Annotated in this window: 29 protein-coding genes and 1 other annotated feature; of the genes, 3 read left to right on the forward strand and 26 right to left on the reverse strand. The window is 44.2% G+C overall.

Features of this window, described 5'->3' with window-relative positions; translation table 11 throughout:
• Window positions 1–2 precede the first annotated feature (2 nt).
• From NYE53_RS13765 to nadB, 6 genes are all read right to left on the reverse strand, one after another.
• A complete protein-coding gene (locus NYE53_RS13765; protein ID WP_339248553.1) occupies window positions 3–725 on the reverse strand; it encodes a YebC/PmpR family DNA-binding transcriptional regulator in 723 nt (240 codons plus the stop codon).
• A 102-nt stretch (window positions 726–827) separates the two neighbouring features.
• Window positions 828–1,424: a spore germination protein SgpA gene (gene sgpA, locus NYE53_RS13770; RefSeq protein WP_339245168.1), complete on the reverse strand. Its 597-nt coding sequence runs from the start codon at window positions 1,422–1,424 to the stop codon at window positions 828–830.
• A gap of 147 nt (window positions 1,425–1,571) precedes the next feature.
• Entirely contained in the window at window positions 1,572–2,735 is a 1,164-nt protein-coding gene (gene safA / locus NYE53_RS13775; protein WP_339245171.1) for a spore coat assembly protein SafA, read from the reverse strand.
• Between the two features lie 116 nt (window positions 2,736–2,851).
• Window positions 2,852–3,958 carry a quinolinate synthase NadA gene (gene nadA / locus NYE53_RS13780; protein WP_101502146.1) on the reverse strand — a complete coding sequence of 369 codons (1,107 nt, stop codon included), beginning with the start codon at window positions 3,956–3,958 and terminating at the stop codon, window positions 2,852–2,854.
• Window positions 3,945–4,814: a carboxylating nicotinate-nucleotide diphosphorylase gene (gene nadC, locus NYE53_RS13785; protein WP_339245174.1), complete on the reverse strand. Its 870-nt coding sequence runs from the start codon at window positions 4,812–4,814 to the stop codon at window positions 3,945–3,947. The genes nadA and nadC overlap by 14 nt, the downstream gene beginning before the upstream one ends.
• Window positions 4,768–6,363 carry an L-aspartate oxidase gene (gene nadB / locus NYE53_RS13790; protein ID WP_339245177.1) on the reverse strand — a complete coding sequence of 532 codons (1,596 nt, stop codon included), beginning with the start codon at window positions 6,361–6,363 and terminating at the stop codon, window positions 4,768–4,770. The genes nadC and nadB overlap by 47 nt, the downstream gene beginning before the upstream one ends.
• A 102-nt stretch (window positions 6,364–6,465) precedes the next feature.
• Between nadB and nifS the strand changes: the two genes are divergently transcribed.
• Both nifS and NYE53_RS13800 read left to right on the forward strand, forming a co-directional pair.
• Entirely contained in the window at window positions 6,466–7,653 is a 1,188-nt protein-coding gene (gene nifS / locus NYE53_RS13795; RefSeq protein WP_339245179.1) for a cysteine desulfurase NifS, read from the forward strand.
• Complete coding sequence (locus NYE53_RS13800) at window positions 7,613–8,155, forward strand: transcription repressor NadR (RefSeq protein ID WP_339245183.1); 543 nt, start codon at window positions 7,613–7,615, stop codon at window positions 8,153–8,155. Before nifS ends, NYE53_RS13800 begins: the two co-directional genes overlap by 41 nt.
• Before the next feature lie 23 nt (window positions 8,156–8,178).
• Here NYE53_RS13800 and pheA read toward each other — a convergent pair whose 3' ends face one another.
• The 4 genes from pheA to spo0B are packed head-to-tail and all read right to left on the reverse strand — an operon-like array spanning window position 8,179 to window position 11,455.
• Window positions 8,179–9,036 (reverse strand): prephenate dehydratase, encoded by an 858-nt coding sequence (gene pheA, locus NYE53_RS13805; protein WP_339245185.1) that lies wholly within the window; start codon window positions 9,034–9,036, stop codon window positions 8,179–8,181.
• A 16-nt stretch (window positions 9,037–9,052) separates the two neighbouring features.
• On the reverse strand, window positions 9,053–9,496 hold the full coding sequence (gene thrR / locus NYE53_RS13810; RefSeq protein WP_003222630.1) for a transcriptional regulator ThrR: 444 nt from the start codon (window positions 9,494–9,496) through the stop codon (window positions 9,053–9,055).
• Window positions 9,497–9,556: 60 nt separating this feature from the next.
• Complete coding sequence (gene obgE / locus NYE53_RS13815) at window positions 9,557–10,843, reverse strand: GTPase ObgE (RefSeq protein ID WP_219144601.1); 1,287 nt, start codon at window positions 10,841–10,843, stop codon at window positions 9,557–9,559.
• Between the two features lie 33 nt (window positions 10,844–10,876).
• A complete protein-coding gene (gene spo0B, locus NYE53_RS13820) occupies window positions 10,877–11,455 on the reverse strand; it encodes a sporulation initiation phosphotransferase Sop0B (protein WP_004399131.1) in 579 nt (192 codons plus the stop codon).
• Between the two features lie 77 nt (window positions 11,456–11,532).
• On the opposite strand from spo0B, the gene NYE53_RS13825 reads away from it, so the two are divergent.
• On the forward strand, window positions 11,533–11,655 hold the full coding sequence (locus NYE53_RS13825) for a hypothetical protein (RefSeq protein WP_003229671.1): 123 nt from the start codon (window positions 11,533–11,535) through the stop codon (window positions 11,653–11,655).
• Between the two features lie 120 nt (window positions 11,656–11,775).
• Here NYE53_RS13825 and rpmA read toward each other — a convergent pair whose 3' ends face one another.
• The 16 genes from rpmA to valS all read right to left on the reverse strand — a co-directional run bounded on the left by rpmA (window position 11,776) and on the right by valS (window position 26,202).
• The gene (gene rpmA / locus NYE53_RS13830) at window positions 11,776–12,060 is read right to left on the reverse strand and encodes a 50S ribosomal protein L27 (protein ID WP_003222623.1); all 285 of its coding nucleotides are present in this window, start codon (window positions 12,058–12,060) and stop codon (window positions 11,776–11,778) included.
• Between the two features lie 12 nt (window positions 12,061–12,072).
• Window positions 12,073–12,411: a ribosomal-processing cysteine protease Prp gene (locus NYE53_RS13835; protein ID WP_003229669.1), complete on the reverse strand. Its 339-nt coding sequence runs from the start codon at window positions 12,409–12,411 to the stop codon at window positions 12,073–12,075.
• A gap of 2 nt (window positions 12,412–12,413) precedes the next feature.
• A complete protein-coding gene (rplU, locus tag NYE53_RS13840; RefSeq protein ID WP_003229668.1) occupies window positions 12,414–12,722 on the reverse strand; it encodes a 50S ribosomal protein L21 in 309 nt (102 codons plus the stop codon).
• A 13-nt stretch (window positions 12,723–12,735) separates the two neighbouring features.
• Window positions 12,736–12,811, reverse strand: a sequence feature (ribosomal protein L21 leader region).
• Between the two features lie 57 nt (window positions 12,812–12,868).
• Window positions 12,869–13,735, reverse strand: a complete 867-nt coding sequence (gene spoIVFB / locus NYE53_RS13845; protein ID WP_103803775.1) for a stage IV sporulation intramembrane metalloprotease SpoIVFB — start codon at window positions 13,733–13,735, stop codon at window positions 12,869–12,871.
• Window positions 13,728–14,522 (reverse strand): stage IV sporulation protein SpoIVFA, encoded by a 795-nt coding sequence (gene spoIVFA, locus NYE53_RS13850; RefSeq protein ID WP_087614643.1) that lies wholly within the window; start codon window positions 14,520–14,522, stop codon window positions 13,728–13,730. The genes spoIVFB and spoIVFA overlap by 8 nt, the downstream gene beginning before the upstream one ends.
• 148 nt (window positions 14,523–14,670) lie before the next feature.
• Window positions 14,671–15,477 (reverse strand): septum site-determining protein MinD, encoded by an 807-nt coding sequence (minD, locus tag NYE53_RS13855; RefSeq protein WP_004398624.1) that lies wholly within the window; start codon window positions 15,475–15,477, stop codon window positions 14,671–14,673.
• Window position 15,478: 1 nt separating this feature from the next.
• A complete protein-coding gene (minC, locus tag NYE53_RS13860; RefSeq protein ID WP_004398901.1) occupies window positions 15,479–16,159 on the reverse strand; it encodes a septum site-determining protein MinC in 681 nt (226 codons plus the stop codon).
• A gap of 52 nt (window positions 16,160–16,211) precedes the next feature.
• Entirely contained in the window at window positions 16,212–16,730 is a 519-nt protein-coding gene (gene mreD, locus NYE53_RS13865) for a rod shape-determining protein MreD (protein WP_004398811.1), read from the reverse strand.
• Window positions 16,727–17,599, reverse strand: a complete 873-nt coding sequence (gene mreC / locus NYE53_RS13870) for a rod shape-determining protein MreC (RefSeq protein WP_003222609.1) — start codon at window positions 17,597–17,599, stop codon at window positions 16,727–16,729. Before mreC ends, mreD begins: the two co-directional genes overlap by 4 nt.
• A gap of 30 nt (window positions 17,600–17,629) precedes the next feature.
• Window positions 17,630–18,643 carry a cell shape-determining protein MreB gene (gene mreB, locus NYE53_RS13875; RefSeq protein ID WP_003229650.1) on the reverse strand — a complete coding sequence of 338 codons (1,014 nt, stop codon included), beginning with the start codon at window positions 18,641–18,643 and terminating at the stop codon, window positions 17,630–17,632.
• Window positions 18,644–18,734: 91 nt separating this feature from the next.
• A complete protein-coding gene (gene radC / locus NYE53_RS13880; protein WP_021480240.1) occupies window positions 18,735–19,430 on the reverse strand; it encodes a DNA repair protein RadC in 696 nt (231 codons plus the stop codon).
• A gap of 36 nt (window positions 19,431–19,466) precedes the next feature.
• Window positions 19,467–20,036 carry a Maf family nucleotide pyrophosphatase gene (locus NYE53_RS13885; RefSeq protein ID WP_004398496.1) on the reverse strand — a complete coding sequence of 190 codons (570 nt, stop codon included), beginning with the start codon at window positions 20,034–20,036 and terminating at the stop codon, window positions 19,467–19,469.
• Between the two features lie 152 nt (window positions 20,037–20,188).
• Window positions 20,189–21,187, reverse strand: a complete 999-nt coding sequence (spoIIB, locus tag NYE53_RS13890) for a stage II sporulation protein SpoIIB (RefSeq protein ID WP_339245190.1) — start codon at window positions 21,185–21,187, stop codon at window positions 20,189–20,191.
• A 133-nt stretch (window positions 21,188–21,320) separates the two neighbouring features.
• Complete coding sequence (locus NYE53_RS13895) at window positions 21,321–22,067, reverse strand: A24 family peptidase (protein WP_187957069.1); 747 nt, start codon at window positions 22,065–22,067, stop codon at window positions 21,321–21,323.
• A gap of 140 nt (window positions 22,068–22,207) precedes the next feature.
• Window positions 22,208–23,500 carry a folylpolyglutamate synthase/dihydrofolate synthase family protein gene (locus NYE53_RS13900; RefSeq protein ID WP_160221718.1) on the reverse strand — a complete coding sequence of 431 codons (1,293 nt, stop codon included), beginning with the start codon at window positions 23,498–23,500 and terminating at the stop codon, window positions 22,208–22,210.
• A 59-nt stretch (window positions 23,501–23,559) separates the two neighbouring features.
• Window positions 23,560–26,202, reverse strand: a complete 2,643-nt coding sequence (gene valS / locus NYE53_RS13905; RefSeq protein ID WP_251187692.1) for a valine--tRNA ligase — start codon at window positions 26,200–26,202, stop codon at window positions 23,560–23,562.
• Between the last annotated feature and the right edge of the window lie 36 nt (window positions 26,203–26,238).

Consider the following 26,238-nt stretch of genomic DNA (forward strand, 5'->3'; position numbering starts at 1 on the left):
TTTTATGAGCGATAGTTTGTATACACTTCTTGAACATCATCGTCATCTTCAAGGACGTCTATTAATGTTTCCAGCTTCTCAACAGCCTGATCATCGGCTTCTGCATAGGTATTGGGAAGCATGGTCACCTCCGCCGAAGAAATTAGATATTTCGATTCGAGGGCTGTTTTCACCTCTTCAAAATGCTCAAGCTCTGTGAAAACCTCATATAGGTCTTCTTCAGTTCGCAGCTCTTCTCCTCCTGCTTCAAGCACATCAAGCATGAGCTCATCTTCTTCTATTTGCCGTTCAGTACGGTCTATCGTAATGAACCCCTTTCGTTCAAATAAAAAGGCTACACATCCGCTTTCTCCCAGACTTCCGCCATTTTTATTAAAGGCTGTCCGCACATTTGACGCCGTTCGGTTTTTATTATCTGTTACGCATTCAACCATGACGGCAATCCCTGAAGGGCCGTAGCCTTCATAGGTGATTTCTTCATAGCTGCTTCCGTCTTGGCCTCCCGCAGCTTTTTTAATGGCCCGATCTATATTTTCATTCGGCATATTGGCGCCTTTTGCTTTTTCGATGACAAGACGCAATGCTGAATTTGCTTCTGGATCCGCTCCGCCTTCTTTCGCTGCCACATAGATTTCTTTTGCCAGCTTCATAAATATTTTCCCGCGCTTTGCATCCTGTGCATTTTTTCTTTTTTGAATGTTTTTCCACTTGGAATGGCCTGCCATGTTTTCACCTTCTTTTACATTTTCTATGTACACTTTAATGGGAATTGTTCGCTGATGCAAAGAAAAAGGCTGCCGAATATCACTTCCGGCAGCCCTTCCTTCCTAGCGGTTGTTCATTTTATGAAGTTTTCTGAACAGCCCTTTATCTGTTGATACTTGGACATCACGGCCATTTGCATAGTTGCGCGCTGCTTTTACGACATTATCTCTGTCAGACTTTGTGAACTCTCTGTGGCTTTTGACTGCGATAACTACTCGGGCATCCGATACCATAACTTGTGTGTCATTGACGTTTTTCACTTGTTTCACACGGTTGGCAATTTTTGCAGCCAGTCTTCTGTTTTCTTGGTTGTCATACCCGTTGTTCGCTGCATTCCGATTCATGTTTCGGTTATTCGTGTTGTTATATGTTCCGTCAGTTGCCAAAGGAACACGATCGTCAGCAGTAACACGGTCACGGTTATTTACATTCGTGGTGTTTCGGTTACCGTCGTTCTGATCCTCCATTAATTCAGAAACAGGACCATCGTGGTCGATTCCGTCTCCCTGTCTATCGGCGTCATTTTCATTTGAATAATATCCGATTGGACGGGTATTGCCGTTATTGCGCGTATCATTCATAGCATTATCGTTTGCTCCGCATGCTGTTAAGCCGGCTGTCATTAGAATCAGGCTAGCGATCGTCATTTTTTTACCCAATGGAAAAACCCCCCGTGGACGAATTGAGCAAGTTTGCTCGCTTTTATCATGTGCGTATGGGGGGCATGTTAAGCGTGTCAGTTCTCTCCATTTGGCAGTGATCTGCTTGAAAATAAAAAAAGGAACGATTTACATCGTTCCGAACGATCACTCATTTTCTTCTTCCGGCCGGCCAAACATTTGGTTTACAGAAGGCTGGTTCGTCATTGGCATAGAAACTCCTGCCGAATATGGGTTTGGATTTGGGTTAGCTGTGCCATATGGCATATTAGGGCTTCCGTAAGCTCCCATTCCCGAATGGCCAGGCGCAGAGAAATATGGCTGATGATCACCGTCACAGCCGCAGTCGTCATGATCTTTGTACGGCATGTAACCATGAGCCGCAGCAGGCTGGTATGCTCCCATTACTTGGGGAGTGCCGTAATAAGGGCCATACGGCATATGTCCATACGGAGATCCATAAGCCGGAGATGCGTAATGCGGCGCACCGTATGAACCGTAATGTCCGTGATGGGTGTTTTCATGATGCTGGTTTTCATAACCCGGGTCATACTGAGGCGATACAAAGCCTGGCTGGTATCCATGCATCGGATGCATTGGATAAGCTTGTGCCGGATAGTACGGATAGCATAATCCTGATCCTGGAAGAATTGGCGAAACAGGCACCGGACACGGTACGAAATGAGCCGGATAATGATAATAAGGCTGAACAGCCGGCATCGGCATATTCGGAACTGTGTGATGAACGTTTTCCTCTTCTATACCGCCTACCTCTGGCGCCTTTGGCATATTAGGCATATTCGGATAATTTGCATTTTCCATATTACTCATAGCCTCCTGTTGTGGAAATTGGTCTTGCATATGATACATATGATCCATATTTCCGTCATGATGTTTTTTCGGCTCCTCCGGTTTAGGAGGCGACCAAGGCTGGAAAAGCTGTTTCATATCATAATAATCGTTCACATCAGCTTCAGGGTACACATTTTCCTGCAAATTAGGCATCGGCGGGACATACGGCATGGACTTCTTTTCTTTCGGCTTTGTGTCTTCTACATCGACAACGGATTTAGGCTTCTCTTTCGCATATGGATGTTCTTGCTTCACACTCCCGGCCGCAGGACTTTTGCCCGCTTTTGGCTCTTTTCTGACCGGGACTCCTTCTGACGGCACTTTTATTTTCATTCCAGGCATGATTAAGTCTGGATTGCTAAGCTGTGTATTGAGTTTTTTCACTTCCTCAACATCGACTCCGTACTTTTCAGCTATTTTCCAGAGCGAATCGCCTTTTTGAACGATATGGATTTTCAACGTTTTCCCCTCCTATGCAAAACGTGAACAGTTCAGCTGTGATTACAATATGTTTCTTCACAACATATGCCTGAACAAAAGAAGTTATGAGTAAAGGAAGGGAAAATATTTCTGATCTACGTGATCGAAAGCATTCGATTCAGGGCAAGGAGTGCATCTTCCTGAATGGCTTTTGGCACCTTGATGACGCCTGAAGGTTCTCCTTTTTCAATTTGTTCCAGCGACCACAACAAATGCGGCAAATCAATTCGGTTCATTGTCAGGCAAGGGCACATGTCAGGGTTAAGTGATTCGATTTGTTTATCTGGATGCTCGTGAATGATCCGCTGAACAAGATTCATTTCTGTCCCGATTGCCCACTTGCTTCCCGCCGGAGCCTGGTTGATTGTGTCGATAATATATTTCGTTGATCCGTTATCATCGCTTAGTGTCACGACTTCGTGTGAACATTCCGGGTGCACAATGATCTGAATGTCGGGGTCTCGCTCTCTCATATCATGGATATTTTTAGTGGTGAATTTCTCGTGAACAGAGCAATGCCCTTTCCACAAAATCACTTTCACATTCGTATGCCCGGATTCAGCTACTAATTCATCTTTCATCGGGTCCCACACAGCCATATCTTCAAGCGCAATGCCCAGATCATAAGCCGTATTTCTCCCTAAATGCTGATCAGGCAAAAATAAAATTCTTTTTTTCTGTGTAAACGCCCATTCAAGCACTTTTTTCGCATTCGAAGAAGTCACAGTTGCTCCGCCATGCTTTCCAACGAATGCCTTGATCTCCGCAGTGGAGTTCACATAAGTTAAAGGTATGATCGTATCTCCAAATATATGCTGAAGCTTCTTCCATGCCCTATTGGTCTGCTGCATGTCAGCCATGTCAGCCATAGAACATCCAGCTCTCATATCTGGCAGGACGACCGTTTGCCGCTCGCTTGTCAGCATATCGGCGGTTTCTGCCATAAAGTGAACGCCGCAAAATACGATATAATCCGCTTCTTTGTTTTTTTCCGCTACTTGGGCCAATTGCAGAGAGTCGCCTGTTTGGTCAGCAAATTGTATCACTTCATCCTTTTGATAATGATGGCCTGGTATAAAGAGCCTGCTGCCGAACTTTTTCTTAATGGCGGCAACGCGCGTTTCCATATCCTTTCTCGATAGTTCTTTATAACTTTCGGGCATCATATCATTCGATTGTTTGATCACATCAAGAATTGACATAACGGCATTCCTCCACAGATTCATTTGATAACGTAACATCCATGCTGATATCTAAACTTTTGACGGAATGAGTCAGAAAGCCTAATGAAATATAATTCACACCCGTCCCTTTAAAAGCAGGCAAAGATTCTAACGTAATCCCGCCGGAGGCTTCAGTTTTTATATGATCCGGTGTGAGCTTTGCAAAATGACGGACCGTATCAGGCGGACAGTTGTCAAACATAATAACACCCGCTCCAGCTGCAATTGCTTCCCGCAGCTGTTCCTCCGTTTCAATTTCCACCTCGATATTTACCATGTGCCCCGCGGCCTGACGGGCTTTTTTGCACGCCTCTAAAATAGAACCGCATGCTGCGATATGATTATCTTTAATCATGATGCCGTCATACAAACCGAATCGATGATTATACCCGCCGCCGGCTCTGACAGCATATTTCTCCAGCATTCTGAGCCCCGGTGTTGTTTTTCTCGTGTCACAAATTTTAATCTGTTCATCATCCAGACACCGAACAGCCTCTCTTGTCATTGTCGCAATTCCTGACAGCCTCTGAATAAGATTTAATACGACCCGCTCTCCTGATAGGAGCGCAGCTGCGGGACCGTGTAACTCGGCAATCACTTCACCTTTATGCAACATGTCCCCATCTTTTTTGTGCAAAATGATTTGAGCATTTTCGTCCAATAACGAAAAGCCTTCTTTTATGATCGCTGCTCCTGCAAAAATACCCTCTGACTTTGCAACAATCTCCGCTTCACAGCTCTGTTCTCCAAAAATAGACTGCGATGTAAGATCCCCTGTCCCAATATCCTCAAGAAAAAAGTGATTCAGTAATTTTTTCAGCTGTAAATGATTCATTGTTCCAAATCCCCTCGTTTTTTCTGATCTTCGTTCCTTTTTTTGTATGGACAATTTGACTTCCTTGCCAGCTCACCTCAGCATGAGGAAAATCGGTGCGGAAGTGAGCCCCTCTGCTTTCCTCCCGCAAAAGCGCAGAAAACGTCATCAGCTTTGCAGTTTGCCATAGATGAGAAAGTTCCATCTGCCGAATTGTGATATCCTTCACATTTACTTCCTGAAAAGGCAGCGTATGAAGCCAGATGCTAAGCTCAATCAAACTGCTTTGTTCCCGCAGAATAGACATGTGGCTTGTCATTTTGCTTTGCAGTTCATGCATCTCAATATCCGGCACCTCGTAGACGACACTGGTTTCTAGCCTTGATTGATATTGCCTGTTATAAACCGATTTTTGGATAATATGCTCTGCTGCCCTTTTTCCAAATACCAGCGCTTCCAATAAAGAATTGCTTGCAAGCCGGTTTGCTCCATGTAAACCGGAGCATGCTGTCTCGCCAATCGCATAAAGCCCCGGCACTGTCGTTTCTCCCCAGCGATTAACTGAAACACCTCCCATTAAGAAATGCATTCCCGGAGCAACAGGAATTTTTCCGCTGTGAATATCAACCCCTGCTTTTTCACAAATAGCAGTGATGGTAGGGAAACGAGTTTCAAAATCAGAAATCGCACTGAAGTCTATATAAACGCAATTTCCTTTTGCCATTTCTTCGTGAATAACCCGTGAGACAATATCTCTTGGAGCCAGGTCACCTAAAGGATGCCGTTCAGCCATAATCCTGCGGCCGTTTTCGTCTACTAAACAGCCGCCTTCCCCTCTGACAGCTTCTGAAACAAGCCCGTAGGAAACACCATTTTTCACAAGCAGTGTCGGGTGAAACTGAGTAAACTCCAAATCCGTTAATTCCGCCCCGGCCCGGTAAGCCAGAGAAAGACCGTCACCTGTGACAGTGGGATCATTCGTATGGTGAAGAAACAGGTTTCCACAGCCGCCGGCAGCCAGCACAACTTCGTCTGCGTGCCTTACCTTGAGCCGCCCTTTGCTGTCTTTTGTCATGACGCCGATACATCGTCCGTCCTCTATAAGCAAATCTGCTGCCATTTCATTCTCGATTAACTTGATTTTGCTGTTGATCCGTTTGAGCAAATAATCGATAAGCAGCCTGCCTGTTGCATCTCCGCCTGCATGAAATATGCGGTTGTATGAGTGGGCCCCTTCTCTTCCAAGACAAACACAGCCTCGTTCATTGCGGTCGAATGGAAACCCACGCTCCAATAGGCTTTGAACCATCATTTTTCCATCATGTAAAATGTCTGCTGCAATAGCTAGATTATTATGGCCGCACCCTGCGTATAACGTATCCTTCAGATGGGCTTCAATCGAGTCATCTTTTGCATAGGCCGCAGCAATCCCGCCTTGTGCATAGACAGAATTGCTGTTTTTGACGCTTTTTTTTGTGATAACAGTCACTTCGTATGAGGGCGGGAAAGCTGCAGCTAAGGAAAGTGCCGCCGCCCCTAAACCGATGACTGCAATCGTCTTTTTAGACATATGCCATCCTCCTGTTGTTTACACCTGTCTTGACACCTATATTTACACAAGGATAAAATAAACTCAAGAGTTTTTTATGGAGAACGGATGGAGGAAGACCGGATGATTTATTTAGATTATGCAGCGACAACGCCTATTTGTGAGGAAGCCCTTACTGTATATCAGAAGCTTAGTATGGATATGTACGGAAATGCCAGCAGCCTGCATGATGCAGGAGGAAAAGCAAAGCACATACTGGAGTACTGCCGTAAAAAAATCGCCAACATCATTGGCGGAGAAGCAAGCGGCATCTATTTTACAAGCGGCGGCACTGAATCCAACTTTCTGGCCATTCAATCATTGCTAAACGGCCTGCCAAAAACGAAAAGACATTTTATTACGACTGCCATGGAGCATCAGTCCATTCACAATTGCGCTGCTTTTTTGGAACAGCAGGGATATGATGTAACAGTCATTGAACCGAATGAATACGGGCTTATTACCGAGGAAATATTACTAGCTCATATCCGGCCGGAAACAGGCCTTGTATCTATTCAGCATGCAAATTCTGAAACCGGGATCATTCAGCCCATTCAACGCCTGTCTTCATACCTGCACAATAAGGGGATTCTTCTTCATAGCGACGCTGTTCAAACGTTTGGAAAGATCCCGATCAATACAAAAAATCTGGGAGTAGATGCACTCTCAATGTCCGGCCATAAAATCCACGGTCCTAAAGGAGTAGGGGCGGTCTATATCCGGCCGGATGTCCCTTGGAAACCCGTTTATCCTCTGACTACTCACGAATACGGATTCAGAGCCGGCACCGTAAATGTTCCCGGGATCGGTGCCTTCACTGCCGCTGCAGAATTGATCGTAAGCGAAATGGAAAAACAGATATCCCGCAATGAGGCATTAAGAACTTACTTTCTAGACCAAATCCGTATTCGGTCTCTCCCTGTAACCCTTGCGGCAGAGACTTCGCAAGCAGAATGTCTTCCGCATATTATAGGGTGTTTTTTTCACTCATTTGAAGGACAATATGTTATGTTAGAATGTAATCGGAGTAATATTTGCATTTCAACCGGCAGCGCTTGTTCTGCGGGTTACCACGGTCCTTCTGAAACAATGAAAGCATTAAGAAAAACCGAACAAGAAGCTCTGCAATTTATCCGCATCTCTTTTGGCAGGCATACAACAGCTGAACAGCTGGAACAGTTATTACATACGTTTACAGTGCTTTGGGAACAAAAGAAAGGAGAATTTGATATTGACCGAAGAATTAAAGCTAATGGGCGCCAACAGGCGTGACCAGCTTCTTCTGTGGCTGAAGGAATCTAATTCACCGCTGACAGGAGGAGAACTCGCAAAAAAAGCGAACGTTTCAAGACAGGTTATTGTACAGGATATATCGCTCTTGAAAGCGAAAAATGTACCGATTATCGCCACAAGCCAAGGGTATGTATACATGGATGCAGCCGCTCAGCAGCACCAGCAGGCAGAAAGAATCATAGCATGTCTGCACGGTCCTGAACGGACAGAAGAGGAACTGCAGCTCATCGTCGACGAAGGCGTTACAGTAAAAGACGTAAAAATCGAGCATCCCGTGTATGGAGATTTAACTGCAGCCATCCAAGTAGGCACCCGGAAAGAAGTTAGCCATTTCATTAAAAAAATCAATTCTACGAATGCTGCCTACTTATCACAGCTGACCGACGGCGTGCACCTGCATACTCTGACAGCACCTGATGAACATCGCATCGATCAAGCTTGCCAAGCCCTCGAAGAAGCCGGCATTTTAATTAAAGACTAAAAAAAGCCCTCTAGTGGGCTTTTTTATAATTGGTAAGACTGGTATGCACCCAGGAGCTTCACTTTGCAGCCGAGCGCTTCAAGCTCCTGCATGGCCCCTGGAATCAATACATTATCAAACGCTTTCTCAATATCAATAATAAAGAAATAATGGCCTAATCCCGTTTTAGTCGGACGTGACTCAATTTTTGACAAGTTTAAATTTCTCCAAGAAAATGCAGACAGCACTCTATGCAGCGCCCCCGACTGATCATCCTGCGGAAGCATGACCATTAAGGTCGTTTTCGGCCTGGAATTCAATTTTGAATTCACTTCAAAAGATATGTTTTCATCCGGGGACAGGATAACAAATCTTGTATGATTGTCCCTATAATCCTGTATATCCCGTTTCACGATTTTTAATTCGTATGTAGAAGCTGCCATATCATTGGCAATGACCCCGATATTCAGCTCGGGATGGTCACTGACAAACTTTGCTGCCGCCCCGGTAGAATTGGCGTATTCATATGGAACGGAAGGAAAATGTCGATGAAGAAATTTATGGCATTGCGCAATCGCGTGTGAATGTGAGTAAATTTTGTCGAGCTCTTTCCATGCATTCTCTCTTGAGGGATGGACGAGCAAGTGCTGATGAATCGGCAACGTCATTTCACCCACGATTGGCAAGGGCTGTTCATGTATTAAATAGTCTATTGTTAGATTAACAGATCCTTCTAAAGCATTTTCCAAAGGAACAAAAGCAAAATCAACTTCGCCTGAAACGGCTGCATCTATACACTCCGGAATGGTGCGGTAAGCAACATGTTCGGCGCCGTTTTGAAAACAAGAACTGACTGCTAGATGTGTAAATGTAGCTGCTGGACCTAAATAACCGACTTTCATGACGATTTTCTCTCCCTTATGCACCTGAACCTAATATTTCAACCTTTTCTACAAAATCAAACTTCCTGAGCTTATTCATTAATGTATGAATGTCTTCTTCCATTGCCGACGTACTGATAGACAGTGTCACATTTGCTCTGCCTTGAAGCGGAATCGTCTGGTGAATGGAAAGAACGTTGCTTCCAGAATCAGCTACCGCCTGAAGAAGCTGAGATAACGCACCTGACCTATCCTCTAAATGAAAGAAAAGTGTGATAATTTGTTCTTTTACCATGGTGTAGAATGGAAAAACAGCATCCCTGTATTTATAAAACGCACTTCTGCTTAAATCGACCTTTTGAACGGCATCTGCTACTGAATCTGCTTTTTTTCGATCAAGCAGCTTTTTGACTTCTAATGTTTTTCTCATTGCATCGGGCAATACATCTTCACGGACAAGATAAAATGTCTCCTCTTTCATTTGCATCCCCCCTTTAAAATAGAGAGCCTGACACCAGGCTCTCTTTTCAGCCAACATTCATTAATCAATAAATTCAAATTCAAATTCCAGAAGCCTGATTATATCTCCATCCTTGGCTCCGCGTTCTCTGAGTGCTTCATCAACACCCATTCCGCGCATCTGTCTCGCAAACCGTTTAACCGATTCATCACGTGAGAAATCAGTCATCTTGAATAACCGCTCAAGGCTGTCTCCTGAAAGCACAAATACACCGTCTGGATCGCGTGTAATGTTAAATGGCACTTCCTCATTTTCAATCGTGTACATGACACGGTTTTGTGTAAGCTCTTCCTCGTCATACAGCGGGAATTCCGGTGTGTTCTCAAGCTGATTGGCAACTTCAAACAGAAGCTCGCGAAGGCCTTCTCTTGTCACCGCGCTGATCGGGAATACCGGATAATCATCCGTCAGTTTTTCTTTAAAGGCTTCAAGATTTTCTGCAGCCTCCGGCATGTCCATTTTATTTGCAACGATAATTTGCGGACGCTCAGTGAGTCGCAGATTGTACTCGCTCAGCTCCTGGTTAATCGTAAGATAATCCTCATACGGATCGCGGCCCTCTAAGCCCGACATGTCAATGACGTGAACAATAACCCTCGTCCGTTCAATATGGCGCAAAAACTGGTGGCCCAGTCCGACGCCTTGGTGTGCGCCTTCAATCAGTCCTGGCAAATCAGCCATGACAAAGCTGCGTCCGTCATCCGTTTCAACCATGCCGAGATTCGGGACAAGCGTTGTAAAGTGATAGTCCGCAATTTTCGGTTTTGCAGATGAGACAACAGACAGCAAAGTCGATTTTCCCACACTCGGGAACCCGACAAGTCCGACATCTGCAAGCACTTTTAATTCAAGAACAATATAGCGTTCTTTTCCCGGCTCGCCGTTTTCTGAAAGCTGAGGCGCGGGATTAGCCGGTGTAGCAAAGCGGCTATTCCCTCTTCCGCCTCTTCCGCCTCTTGCAATGACAGCCCGCTGTCCGTGCTCTGTTAAATCAGCGATGACCTGTTTTGTATCATCGTCTGTCACAACGGTGCCCGGCGGAACTTTAATGACCATATCATCAGCATTTCGTCCGTGCTGGTTTTTGGACATGCCATGCTCGCCGCGAATCGCTTTAAAGTGTTTTTTGTATCTAAAATCCATCAGGGTGCGGAGACCTTCATCTACTTCAAAAACGACGTCTCCTCCCTTTCCTCCGTCACCGCCGGCAGGGCCGCCTTTCGGCACATATTTTTCACGGCGAAACGCAACCATACCGTTGCCGCCGTCGCCGCCTTTTACATATACTTTGACCTGATCTACAAACATAATGTCCTCCGTTCTAAACCGTTAAAAACTCCGCTAATCCAACCCAATTTCAATCAGACATTCGTGACTCGTAATTTCAAAACGCATGATATCAACGTCCTCATATCCATTCTGCCGAATATCATCAAAAGCAGATGGATCGGCAAAGGCGCCGTGAAAATCAAGGTACAGAATCAGCTGTCTGTCAGGATGATCCGTTTGAAGCGAAACCGTTAAATGATTTTCACTCTCTCTGCTGACTGCTTGATCAAACAGATGAAACAGCTTTCTCATCAGTTTCGCCAGCTTTTGATCATAAGCCGACAAATCCTTAATTTCTCCGAGAACTTCATATTCAAGCGTCATATAATGGGTTTTCCAATTAAACGTAAGAAAATCAAACGCCAAATGCGGTGTTTTCAGGTTTGAGAGCTTTGATTCGTGCTTTGCGTCTATAACCATTTCTTCAATCATTTCAAAGACGCGGTCATACTTCTGTAAGCTTAAGTTTCCTTTAATCAGCTGCAGCTTATTCATCCAATCATGCCGGGAATGGCCAAGCAGATGAATCAGTTCGTTTGTTAATGCCGTGTCGCTTATATTTTCTTCTTGATTTTTTGAAACATCCTTCATTTTCGCACTCCCAATCATTTAATTTCTTATTTAGGAGTCTGTATAAGTGTGTATTATGAATTATAACAGAGAAGGCTTTGTTAGAAAAACAATTGTTTTTCCCAGAAATATCATGTTCCTTTTTTCTGGCTTTGGTTGATTTGCAGCCAGGCAGAACATTTTATGTATTACTGCTTGGGGAACATATCCAGTGGGTTTGAGATGTTTATTCTCATTCTTGGCGGGGTCTGCTCGCACATACTCTGCATTTCATTCTAGGTGTTTACTCCGCATATTGCAAAAAAAACTCCAGTCATCATCGACCGGAGTTTTTTGAATCATTATTGAGCTACAGGATATACGCTCACTTTTTTGCGGTCACGGCCGAAACGTTCGAATTTAACAGTTCCGTCGATTTTCGCAAATAGAGTGTCATCTCCGCCGCGGCCCACGTTTTCACCTGGGTAAATTTTTGTTCCGCGTTGACGGTAAAGGATAGAACCGCCTGTTACGAATTGACCGTCAGCACGTTTAGCACCTAAACGTTTAGCCTCAGAGTCACGTCCGTTCTTTGTAGAACCTACTCCTTTTTTAGAAGCGAAAAACTGAAGATCTAATCTAAGCATGTAGCTCACCTCCTATATTATGTTTGTGGTCACACGCAAGTTGTCTTTGTAATCCCGTTCGATTGTCTCCAGCGAAACAATCATGCCTTCAATCAGCAGCTGAGCTTTTTGGCGTGCCTCTGGATCAAGAGATTCAGGGAATTCAAAATAAAAATAACCCCCGTCCTCCCCTATATCAAGAAGCGGCTCGAAGCCCGCGAGCACAATGACCGCGTTAACGGCTCCAAACACAACGGCTGTCACTCCGGCACAAACAAGATCTTGTCCATGTTCAGCAAAATTCGCATGGCCCGTCATTTCAAAAGACAATATGCCTTTATCATGAGACCTTCTGATTGTTGCCTGAATCATGCTTACGCGTTGATTTTTTCGATCGTCACTTTAGTGTAAGGCTGACGATGACCTTGTTTTTTATGAACGTTTTTCTTTGGTTTGTATCTGAAAACAGTGATTTTTTTCGCGCGGCCTTGTTTTTCAACTTTAGCCGTTACTGTTGCGCCTTCAACTGTAGGGTTGCCGACTTTCACGTTGTCTCCGCCAACAAACAAAACGTCTTCAAAAGTAACTGTTTCACCTGCTTCAGCAGCAAGTTTTTCGATGTAAACAGTTTGGCCTTCTTCAACTTTGATTTGTTTACCGCCTGTTTTAATGATTGCGTACATTCTCTGCACCTCCTATTAGACTAAGACTCGCCAGATACCAGGGGGCTGTAAAAGCTCTTAACACCTGTACTGAGCGGTTGTAGCAATGGTGCTACATCCATAACATTAAAAAATATACCAAAATACAAGGCGTTTGTCAATCAGTTTTAGTAGGGCAGCAGCAGTTCCTCCATGGAAGAATTCGTCCGCTTATCGGCAAAGTAAGCGTGCAGCACTTCATTCTCGTCAAGCTGGCTGAGCTTTTGGCCTGATTTTTCTATAATAATCGGATGCTTACAGCCACGTTTGAACTCGGCCATCACATGATAGACTTTATCCTCCGCCTTTACTGTCAGCGGCAGAAGTTTCTCAAGCTCCCTGTTTTTTCCGTAATACCTTTCAAGAAGAAATCTCACATGGGTATAGTGTCTTTGCCGATATTCCTCAAACAAGGAAACCGCCAGAAAGACAAACAAAACCCATGCGCTGATTTGCAGAGGAATCACGAATAAAACCCAGCACCCGAGCAACAGGCAGAAGCAGAGCGACGTTTTTAGATTAAGCCGGTGAGCCTTTTGAAAAGGCAGCTGTTTGGAAAACAACAAAAATAACAGTTTTCCTCCATCCAGCGGCCAGATCGGCAGTAAATTGACAAATAAAATAGAAAGATTATAAAAGGTGAAGAGTTCAAAGGTATGCTGATGAATCACTGAGACTTCTGCAAGCATCCAGGCGGCAAACTGAAGCCAGATGTGCTGAAGAGGGCCGGCAATAATAACCGCAAACTCTTCCTTTAACGGTCGATTCCCGTGCTCTTCCACTTCGACCGTTCCCCCAAACGGCAGCAAAAAAACACGCTTGATTCTCCAAGAAAAAAACACGGCCAGAGCAGCATGCCCCAGCTCATGAATCAATACAATCAGGAGCAGACATAATAATGCTTTCATATGGCCTGTGAGCAAGCCCAATGCCGCGATAATCCAAAGAAAAGGATGCACATGGATCTTTAAGATAAGGTCGAGCCATTTATTCAAATGAAATCACCTGAATCGGATCAATAAATTTATCGCCGTCTTTCATGGCAAAATAATAGACCCCTTTATTATGATCATCAAGCTTAATCGAACCGAGCTTTTTGCCTTTATCAACAAAATCATATAAAGCAACATCCACATCTTTGAGCTCGCCATAAATACTATAGGTGTTGTCAGCATGCTGCACCTTAACCGTCAGTCCCGTCTGGCTGTCTTTGCTGACTTCAACCACATAGCCTTCTTTTACACTATCAATCTTATCGCTGCTTGTTTCGACTTTAATTCCTTCCCCATTGTCCTGAAAATCCTGCTGTACTTTCCCGGATGCAGGCGCGATCAGATCTTTGCCTACTTCAATCTGCTGTTCCTTATTTTTGTGTTCAGGAGCCAGGAAAGCAAGCGGATTTCCGAATTTGGTTTCGAACCAATGGCTTGCTGAGGCAAATTGAAATTCAGTTTCAAAGGTTTTGGCTACGGCGGGTTTAATCTGACTGACGGGTCCAATGTTTGTTTTATAGGCTATAGCTGAAACGAGAACAAGGCAGGCCGACAGAAGACATTTCAGGATAATTGAATCTGTTTTCACCAATGGGTGTTTTCCGTTGAATGTTGGCATGTTATCTTCGTAGACCGGGATTGTTCCATGTTTTTCCTGATCCGTTACCATCACCCAGGACGGAGGTTTCTGCTTTTCAGAAACTGTCTGAGTAGAGAAACGTTTTGAGCCGGAAAGCTGCTTTCTTCTTTTCTCTAATCGTTTTCTGATTTCATCTGCTCTGTGACTCATTGCCATCATCCTTTGCATTCGTTGGGTTTGTACATCATATGTCTTGTCCATGGCAAATATTCGGTTTAGTCAAGAACAAAGCAGGCAAAAACAAAAAAACCTGACATAGCATTTGCTTTGTCAGATTCTTCTCTTTGATTCTATCACATTAAGATCTTACTCCGAAAAATGACTTAATCTTAGCCATCATTCCTTTGTTTTGCTCTTCAAGCACCTGTAAAGGAACAGATTCACCTAAGATGCGGCGGGCAATATTGCGATATGCAATAGAAGCGCGGTTTTTCGGGTCCATCGCAATCGGTTCACCATGGTTGGAAGCTTTGATGACTTCATCATCATCAGCCACGATTCCTAGCAAATCGATCGACAAATGCTGTACGATTTCGTCGATATCCATCGTATCACCGTTTTTCATCAGGTGATTTCTGATTCTGTTAACAACGAGCCGCGGCGGTTCAATATTTTCCTCTTGCTCCAGCAGTCCTATAATACGGTCAGCATCACGAACAGCTGAGATTTCAGGCGTAGTGACCACAATCGCTTTATCAGCTCCTGAAACGGCATTTTTGTACCCTTGCTCGATTCCGGCAGGACAGTCTATGATGACATAGTCAAATTCCTGTTTAAGCTCTTGGACCATGTTTTTAATTTGTTCAGGAGCAACAGCTGTCTTATCGCTCGTTTGAGCAGCGGGCATTAAATAGAGCAGATCATCGAAACGTTTGTCTTTTACGAGCGCCTGATGCATTTTGCATCTGCCCTCTACAACGTCTACAAGATCGTAAATAATTCTATTTTCAAGACCCATTACAACATCAAGGTTGCGCAGTCCTATATCAGTATCTACTAAGCATACGCGCTTCCCTAAAATGGCTAAGGCGGTACCGAGGTTCGCAGATGTTGTTGTTTTACCTACTCCGCCTTTTCCCGAAGTTATTACGATAGCCTCACCCAATTCACATTCCTCCCTCAAGCCTTGTTAGATCAGGTCTTAAATGAGCCAAATGTTGAAGGCGTTCAATGACCATATTTCCGTCTGTATCTAAATAAGCACATTCCATTTCGTTCCCTTTTTGAATGTGGTCTGGGGAGCGATTTAACACATGATTGATTCTTAATTGTGTCGGAAGCATTTCAGAGGCGGCGATGACCGCTTGATTATTTCCATTAAATCCGGCATGCGCAATTCCTTTCAGTGAGCCCAGAACAAAAATGTTCCCTCCGGCCCTGACTGTTCCGCCGGGATTCACGTCACCGATCAGGAGCAAGTCGCCTTTTACCTGCAGCACTTGGCCTGAACGGACAATTTTTGAAACAGAAATAATTTCGGCTTCCTCTCTTATCTGCTGTGCTTCTTTTTTAGTAATGACTTCACTGTCAATAGAATGAACAAACAAATCTTTCTTTGACGCAATCAATTCGGTTAGCTGTTCCTCTTGCTCCTTATATAAAAAGCGATTTCCCAGCTTAACATGAACGCTGATTTTCTGGCCTTTTCCATCGGTATATTGTTCAATTGACAGCATATTCTGAAGACCATCGAGAAGCTCATCAAAAGAACACGCATCATCCAGATGCAATGTTAGTCCATTCTTTGTTCCTTTTATTGTTACATATTGCTGCTTTTTGGTCTTCACAATATTCACCTCAACAACATACTCATTTCGTCAAAAAAAGATAAAATCCTTTTTACTCATCTCTCAATTCTTTCTTTAGACTCATAAAAAACAATCTAAATGGCAGAACAAGAATAAGAGCTGCTGCAATATTTAATAAAATTGTCGGTATAAACCGGTCAAGCACAAAGCCGTTAAATGTCATAATGTCTTTATGAATCAAAGACTGAATGCCGAATACGTAAAATTCGAGCAGGCACACGGCGAGAACTGCTATCAATATCACTACAAATGCGTTTGTATGCAACACTTTAAACGCTTTTGAAGCCAAATAGCATAGCCCTGCAAAACCAAACATGTAAACGCCTAATAGACTTGTATAGTTCATGTCATATAGAAAACCAAAAATAAATCCGTAAATCATCGCGTGCTTTTGGTTGATAAAAGCCGACATGAATATCAATACAAGCATCAAAAAACGCGGGGCGAGCACTTGGTCATCTGTAACGAAAGGAAAATGCACCAAATCTGTAAAAATGCTTTCCGCAGAAAAAACAAGCATCATAACGAAAGGGAGAAGGAAACGTTTCACGATCCTTCCTCCTCTGTATCGACAGTCGGCACGTCACGGTTAACAACGATCACATTATTTAAATCTGTAAGGTCAGCCGCAGGTTTTACATAAGCAACCTTTGTCAGTCCATAGGAATCTGACTCGATATCAGTCACTTCACCTATTGTCAGCCCTTCTGGGAAAACACCGCCTGTCCCTGATGTTTCAATAAGATCGCCTTTTTTCACGTCTTGTTTATCCTTACGCTCAATAATTGTCATCTTAAGACGTTTTTTCTCTTTGTCATATCCTTCGATCAAGCCGTAGCCTTTGCTGCCTTTTTTTCCGGAAATTTTTGTCGCGACTCTGTTATTGCGGTCAGTATCGCTTAAAAGCTGAACAGTAGACGTAAAATTGTTAAGTCCGGAGCTTTTGATCTTGCCGATTAATGCGCCTTTTTCGTTTGTAACGGCCATATCTTTCGCTACGTTTTGCTGAGTCCCCTTGTTAATGGTGACCTGTTTCGCCCAATTATCAGGGCTTCTGGCGATGACCGTTGCTAAAATCGGCTTGTAATCTTTAATCGATTTGACATGGCCAAGCTCGTCACGCAAGGATTTGTTTTCTTCTTCAAGCTCTTGAAGCTTGGCTTCATATTGTGTCTGTCCGTCAAGTTTTTCTCTTAGACGCTCGTTTTCTTTGTATGTGTTTTTTAAATCATTGATGTTCTCAAATATTCCTGCAAAAAATTCGGCAGGCGTATGAAAAATATTTTGAAATACTCCCGTCGTATCGCCGATCACTTTCTCAGGCCAGGTGGTATTGCGGCCGCCCTTCAGCGAAAATCCAATCATAGCCACCAATATGATAATACACAGAAGTAATAGCATTAACCGCTTATTCGGCATCGTGTTACACCTCTTCTATTGAACTCCCGATTATCTAGTTTTCCCTTTGAAAAGATGGATGTGCTCCAGTGCTTTCCCTGTTCCGATCGCTACACAATCAAGCGGATCTTCGGCGATAAGGACCGGCATTTTTGTTTCTTCGCTGATGACTTTGTCCAAATTGCGCAAAAGCGCTCCGCCGCCGGTTAACACTATACCTCTGTCCATGATATCTGCTGCAAGCTCAGGCGGTGTTTTTTCGAGTGTGCTCTTCACTGCTTCGACAATTGTAGATACAGTGTCGCGCAGAGCGTTAGAAATCTCTTTTCCTGTGATTTCAATTGTTTTCGGCAAACCTGTCAGCAAATCGCGTCCGCGGATTTCCATGTTGTCGGATTCTTCAGGAGCTTCTGCAGATCCGATTTCCATTTTAATCGCTTCAGCCGTACGGTCACCGATCATCAGATTGTACGTTTTTCTGATGTAGTTGATAATCGCGTCATCCATCTCATCACCGGCTACACGGATTGACTGAGACGTTACGATGCCTCCGAGGGAAATAATCGCAACTTCTGTCGTACCGCCCCCGATATCAACAACCATGCTTCCAGTCGGTTCCCAAACTGGCAAATTGGCTCCGATTGCTGCGGCAAAAGGCTCTTCAATCGGATACGCGTCACGCGCTCCCGCCTGTCTTGTCGCATCGATAACAGCGCGTTCTTCAACAGCTGTAATGCCTGATGGGACACATACCATTACATATGGTTTTCTGGCAAACATGCCTTTATTTTTTATGGCCTGATTGATGTAATATTTCATCATCGTCGCCGTTGTTTCATAATCAGCGATAACGCCGTCTTTCATCGGGCGAAGAGCCACCACGTTGCCCGGTGTCCGTCCAATCATATTTTTCGCATCATTTCCGACAGCGACAATCGATTTCGTATCCGTCTGCAAAGCGACAACTGACGGCTCTCTCACAACAATTCCTTTTCCTTTTACAAAAACAAGCGTATTCGCAGTTCCAAGATCTATACCAAGGTCTCTAGCACCAATTCCAAACATATGTATGTATCTTCCTTTCTTAAAGCAAAAATACCCTAAAGGGAAAAACTCATAAACTCTATTATAGCTTAATTCGACGAAAAAAAAAGTGTTACAAATATCCTTTTTCCTTTAAACTCACAAATTTTTTATCCCCGATCACCAAATGGTCAAGCAGCTCGATGCCAATCAGGTTTCCGCATTCAAACAGCCGTCTTGTCACTTCAATATCTTCCCTGCTCGGCGTCGGATCTCCAGAAGGATGATTATGAACACAGATAAAGGAAGCGGCAGATCGTTTAAACGCTTCTTTAAACACCTCTCGCGGGTGGACAATAGATGAATTCAGGCTTCCGATAAATACGGTGCGTTTATGGATGACTTGATTTTTTGTATTTAAGTATAAACAGACAAAATGCTCCTGGGTTAAAAAGCGCATATCCTCCATGACGAGATTAGCGCCGTCTTCCGGGGAGCGAATAACGAAATGTTCTTCGTTGGCTAATTTATGAATCCGGCTTCCAAGCTCAACTGCAGCCAGTATTTGAATCGCTTTTACCATACCGATTCCCGGGATGCTTGACAGCTCTTCAACCGATGCTTCCTTGAGCAGACGCAGCCCGTCAAATGAGCGCAGCAGCCGGTTTGACAGGTCCAAAACAGATTCGTGTTTAGTCCCTGTCCGCAATAATATAGCCAAAAGTTCATGATTCGCTAAGTTCTCGGCTCCGACTTTCAGGAGCCGTTCTCTTGGCTTTTCTTTCATTGGGAAATCTTTGAGTTTTAATGGCAGATCTTGTATGACCAAGCACTCCTTTTCTTTCCCTTCCCGTTTATAGAACCGTCATGCCCTTATATCAAAATGGCGAAGAGCTCTCATTGTTTTTGATATAGGAAGACCCATGACTGAATAATAATCTCCGTCTATTTTCTTTACAAAAAGCGCGCCTCTTCCTTGGATGCCGTATGCACCTGCTTTATCCATCGGCTCTTTTGTTTCAATATACGTCCAAATCTCTTCTTCACTGAGGGACCAAAACGCAACTTCTGTCTTATCATAAAAAGTCTCGCTGTGATTTTCAGCTTGAATGCTGACCGCGGTTATTACTGAGTGACTTCGGCCTGAAAGCCTCCGCAGCATAGAAGCAGCTTCTTCTTGATCCTGCGGTTTGCCAAGGCATTCGCCGTCAAGGCATACCATTGTATCAGCACCGATAACGATTGCATGCGGGTGGAGATCAGCTACAGCCTTAGCTTTTTGTTTTGCCAACCATTGGACGTTTTCTTCTGGTGAAAAGTTTCGATTTAATTTTTCTTCTACTTCACTGACAATAATGGAGTAGGGCAGCTGGAGAAGATCGAGGAGTTCTTTCCTGCGCGGAGATTGTGATGCAAGTATTAGCGGTTTTGTCATGTTCGTCATCCTTTCAGGGTTTGCTTAAGAAAAAAAGATACTCGTTTATCCTACCAAATCACGAGGCTTGTCACAATTTCAGAAAAATAACTTTTTCATGACAAAATAAAAAAAGCCTGTCACTAAAGGACGAAGGCTCAGGGCACTATCTCTTATTTTACGACGGCTAACAGCTCCTGCTGAGCCTTCCACCCGGCTTCAGCACTTGGATCTTCTAATTCCTTTAAAGCCTGCAAAATCGCTTTTTTCTCTCCTGTTTCTGACGCTTTTGTTTCACCAAGCGACTTTTCTATTTTCTCTACACTCGCTTTTGTAATGTCTTCGCCGAGAATCACCTTTGCTGCAAGCTCCGCTGTTTCCTTAAAAGAATCTGTCATATCTGACTCTATTGATAAGGAAAGCTCCTTGCCTCCCCAGGCTTCAAATTCACTGTCGATTAAAACCTGTCCTAACTGCTGTGAGACATCCTTATCAGTGGCTAAGCCCGCGATGACATACGTATACCCATCATCCTTTGACAGTGACACGGCGGAATATCCTTTTTCGGTCAATTGTTCTGTTAACGTTTCGGCGCCCTTTTCATTTGAAAATTTTCCGGCTTGCACAGCGTATGTTTTGTATGTACCTTCAGTTTGTGCCGCTTGTTTTTCTGCGCCTGAAGTTTGTTTTTCAGATGAAGTATCCCCTGCTTTTGCCGTTTGGCTGCCTAAAGAATCCTCTAAAGAGGCCGGTGCTGACGCTTCTTTATTCCCCGATATGTTTAACGCGAATAACCCTAATCCAGTGCCAATGACAGCCGCGAAGGTAATCGTCGCGGCCACTCTTTTTACCGGTTTGGCAGCCCCGGTCTTTCCTTTTGCATAAAGCTTTGTTTTTTTCTTTTGAAAAGGAGGAACAACTTTAGGGTCCTCTTTAAACACCTTGTCCTCCTCGGAATCCCAATTGAATTCATCTTCATCAGGGTGTTCCTGGGATGCCGCAACCTCTTGTTCTGCCTGTCTTTTTTCCTCCCAATTTGAAAATGTCATGCTTTTATTCGCCTCTGTCTCAGGCGTCTCTTGTTCGTAAACCGTCTCTTCTTTTCCATTAATCGTCACCTTGAGGGCTTTTTCTGCGGCTTTACTGTTTTTTTTATTCTTTCTTTTTTTCAATTCCGCTTCCTCCCTTCATTTGCTTGACCGTTCTTGTCGGCTTTTCATGCTACACACTTTAGCACAGGCAAAGAAAAAAAGAACAAGACTTTTGTCGCCTTGTCCAAAAAACGTTCGTCAAATTTTTCAGCAGTCAGCCCAATGCCATTTTGATATAAAAAGAAATGATAGAGTCACCGTATAAATAGGCTAAAATGCTCCCTGCGGCTATAGCGGGGGCGAAGGGAAGCGGCTGCCTTTTAGCGAGTCTACCAGTCAGAACAGCTGCCGACCCGTACAATGCACCTATCAAAACAGAAAAGAAAAAGGCAGCCGCCAGCATTTTCACACCAAGCACAAAGCCAATCACCGCAAATAATTTAATATCTCCTCCCCCTACTCCCCCATGGGTGATTGCGGCAATTACAGCCAGAAATAGAAATCCGGCTGCCGCACCTAACAGGCCTGCATACCAGGAATCAAGCGGAGAAATCAATCTCGCGGCCGCCAAAAAGGGAAGAAAGAAAATCAATATTCGATTTGGAATCAGCATAAAATGAATATCTGTCACTGCAACAATAATGAGAAGAGAGATAAACACCACAGCGGGAAACAGTTCCAGCGATGTGCCAAAGCGTATTCCTGCGGCGGCAAATAAACACGCTGTCACAAGCTCTGCTGTGGGATACATAAAAGAAATCTTATGCCCGCAGCTTTTACATTTACCTTTTTGAAATAGGAATGACAGGATGGGAATTAATTCTGCAGGAGTTAATGTCCGCCGGCAAAACGGGCATGATGAACGGGGCGCAATAATAGATAGATGTAAGGGGATACGGCACCCGGCCGTATAGTAAAAAGAACCAAGGATCAGCCCAAAGATAATAAGAATGGATAGCATAGACAACACACCTTTACTCATTGAGTTCTGGTATGGATTGTAGCAAAATGGACATCCTGAGCTCCAATTGGGAATATTCAATTTTACACATGAAAAAAACGGCAGAATCTTTTTTTTGATTCTGCCGGAGCCGGATGCTTTTATTTCAACCTTTTTCGAATGTCAGAAATAAAGTAAAGAGATCCGGTAATCAGCACAATTTCATTTGAGCCCTTTTTACTTTCTATGAATTTGATCACATCGTCTGGATCTTCACTCCAGCTTTTATTGCTGATTTCACTTGCATCATAGAGATCTTTTGCAAGGGAAGCACGCGGGAAATCAAAAGAAGCAAAATGCATCGCATGAGCAATGGTTTCCAGTCTTTTAATCATGTTCTGATACGGTTTGTCCTTTAACGCGCTAAACACCACAGAAATGCGTGAATTGGCGAAACGCTGCTTCATCGTTTCCGCCAGCTTTTCAACACCTTCTTCGTTATGCGCACCGTCTAAATATACCGGAGGATGTTCCTGAACAAGCTCTAACCGTCCCGGCCAAGCAGCCTTCACAAGCCCGCTCCTTAACGCTTCGTCACTGATATGGGCGATATTCTCCTTATTGAGCCACTCCGCAGCCAAAATGGACAAAGCAGCATTTTGTCTTTGATGGGTGCCAATCAGAGATGTCCGAATATCTTCATAGCATTTCTCTTCCGTTTTGAATGAAAACTGTTCTCCTGCAGGCAGAGCCTCTTCATTGAAAATAACACATGCATCATGCAATGACTGGAACGGCGCAGCATGCCGTTGAGCTTCATGGCGGATGACCTGTAAAGCTTCCGGCTGGGTAACTGCTGTAACGATTGGAATACCTTCTTTAATAATACCGGCCTTTTCTCCTGCAATTTCTTCAATGGTGTTTCCCAAAATGTTCATATGATCGTGTCCGATGCTTGTAATCACAGTTAAGAGCGGTTCAACCACATTAGTAGAATCGAATCTACCGCCCAGACCTGTTTCAAAAATAACAAAATCGACCTTATGAAACTCTGCAAAATATAAAAACGCACAAGCTGTCATAATTTCAAATTCTGTCGGCTGTCCGTATTCCGTTTGATCAAGGGCTTCAACGTGCGGTTTCATTTGATTGACGAGTGCTGTCCATTCCTCATCTGAAATCGGTATCCCGTTTACGCTGATCCTTTCATTAAACGTAATAATATAAGGCGATGTAAATGTTCCAACCGTATATCCGGCTTCCTGCAGCATAGAACGGATAAAAGCGACAGTTGATCCTTTACCGTTTGTTCCTGCAACGTGGAACGCTCGGATTTTTTTTTCAGGATGTCCTAACCGCGCCATCAGCTGTTTCATTCGGCCAAGTCCGGGCTTCACCCCGAATTTCAGCCTCCCGTGAATCCAGCTGCGCGCATCTTGATATGCAGTAAACAATGATAATCCCCTCTTTTATAAGACAAGGCGGTTTCTCTAGAAACCGCCCCGGCTTTTCATTAACCCTTCAGCTCAGCCATTCGTTTTTGAACAGCGTCACGCTTCGCCACATAATCTTTTTCTTTTTCACGTTCTTCATCAATTACGTGTGCAGGCGCTTTTTTCATAAATCCTTCATTTCCAAGTTTCTTTTGGACACGCTCAACTTCTTTTGTCAGTTTATCAAATTCTTTTTGCAGACGGGCAATTTCTTCATCAATATTGATTAAGCCTTCAAGCGGAAGAATAACCTCTGCTCCTGAGACAACGGCCGTCATCGCCTTATCAACAGCCTCAATATCGGTGCCGATTTTAAGCACGCTCGGATTCGTAAAGCGTTCAACATATGAACGGTTCGCTTCGAGGCGGGCCGCTATTTCGTCTGTGCTTGTTTTAATATACAGTTCAACCTGCTTGCTCATTGGCGTATTGACTTCACTGCGGATATTACGCACAGAACGGATCAGCTCAACAAGAAGCTTCATGTCAGCTGCCGCTTCAGTATCGGTATGCTCCGGCACTACTACAGGCCATTGACTTACTGTAATCGATTCCCCTTGGTGAGGAAGGTGCTGCCAAATTTCCTCCGTTAAGAATGGCATAAACGGATGGAGCAGACGCATCGTTTGATCAAGTACGTAAGCAAGGATGGAACGGGTAGTTTTCTTAGCCGCTTCGTCTTCTCCATAAAGCGGAAGCTTCGCCATTTCAATATACCAATCACAGAAATCATCCCAGATAAAGTTATATAAATGGCGTCCCACTTCACCAAATTCATATCGATCAGCAAGCTGGGTCACGTGCTCGATCGTTTCATTTAATCGCGTTAAAATCCACTTGTCAGCAACTGACTTTTCGCCTGACAGATCAAGCTCATCGTACGTCATGCCATCCATATTCATTAATGCAAAACGGGAGGCGTTCCAAATTTTATTGGCAAAATTCCAGGTCGATTCCACTTTTTCATAGCTGAAGCGCAGATCCTGGCCAGGAGAGCTTCCAGTCGCAAGGAAATAACGCAGAGAATCGGCTCCGTACTTGTCAATCACATCCATCGGGTCGACACCGTTGCCAAGAGATTTACTCATTTTCCGGCCTTGCTCGTCACGGATTAAGCCGTGGATTAAAACATCTTTGAACGGGCGCTCGCCTGTAAATTCAATGCCTTGGAAAATCATGCGTGATACCCAGAAGAAAATGATATCGTACCCTGTCACGAGAACATCTGTCGGATAGTAGCGTTTAAAGTCTTCAGCCGTTACATCAGGCCAGCCCATTGTGGAGAAAGGCCATAGCGCAGAACTGAACCATGTATCCAGTACGTCTGTATCCTGTTCCCAATTTTCGCTGTCTTCCGGCGTTTCAAGCCCGACATATAGCTCGCCTGTTTCTTTATGATACCAGGCAGGAATACGATGGCCCCACCACAATTGACGGGAGATACACCAGTCGCGGATGTTTTCCATCCAGTGTAAATACGTTTTTTCGAAACGGTCAGGCACAAAGTTGACCTTTTCTTCTTTCTTTTGCAGCTCAATCGCTGCATCAGCAAGCGGCTGCATGCGCACAAACCATTGTGTAGAAAGATAAGGCTCCACAACAGCCCCGCTTCGTTCACTATGGCCGACAGAGTGCATATGATCCTCGATCTTGAAGAGAACTCCCGCCTCCTGTAAATCTTTCACGAGCTTTTTGCGGCATTCAAAACGATCCATGCCTTGATATTGCAGAGCATTTTCATTCATCGTGCCATCTTCATTCATGACAAGGATGCGTTCTAAATTGTGGCGGTTGCCAAGCTCGAAGTCGTTCGGATCATGAGCAGGCGTAATTTTCACGGCACCTGAACCAAATTCCATATCAACATAGTCATCACCGACAATCGGAATTTCACGATTTACAATCGGCAGGATCACCGTTTTTCCGATAAGGTGTTTATAGCGCTCGTCTTCAGGGTGAACGGCAACAGCTGTATCACCGAGCATTGTTTCAGGACGTGTCGTCGCAATTTCAATTGAGCCTGAACCGTCAGCAAGCGGATAGCTCATATGATAGAATGCGCCTTGAACATCCTTGTAAATCACCTCAATGTCGGATAGGGCTGTTTTTGTCGCTGGGTCCCAGTTAATAATATATTCGCCTCTGTAGATCAGGCCTTTTTCATAAAGCTTAACGAATACTTCTCTTACCGCTTTGCTCAAGCCTTCATCAAGCGTAAAACGTTCACGGGAATAATCTAGGCCAAGACCTAATTTCGCCCACTGGCTGCGAATAAAGTCAGCATATTCTTCCTTCCACTTCCACGTTTCTTCGAGGAATTTTTCACGGCCTAAATCGTAGCGGGATTTGCCTTCTTCACGAAGTTTCGCCTCTACTTTAGCCTGTGTCGCGATGCCGGCGTGGTCCATGCCAGGAAGCCACAGCACATCATAGCCCTGCATGCGTTTCATTCTTGTTACAATGTCTTGCAGCGTTGTGTCCCATGCGTGGCCAAGGTGAAGTCTTCCTGTTACGTTTGGCGGCGGGATGACAACAGAGTATGGCTCTTTTGTCTGGTCACTGCCCGCTTCAAAAAATTTGCCTTTTAGCCAAAAATCATATCGGTCTTTTTCAACCGCTGCCGGATCATATTTCGTCGGCATTGTTTGTTCATTCGTTTCCATCATAACCCTCCAGCATGTTTAAAAATGGCTGAGAAC

The organism is Bacillus sp. FSL R5-0523 (assembly GCF_037975295.1).
GTDB lineage: Bacteria > Bacillota > Bacilli > Bacillales > Bacillaceae > Bacillus > Bacillus subtilis.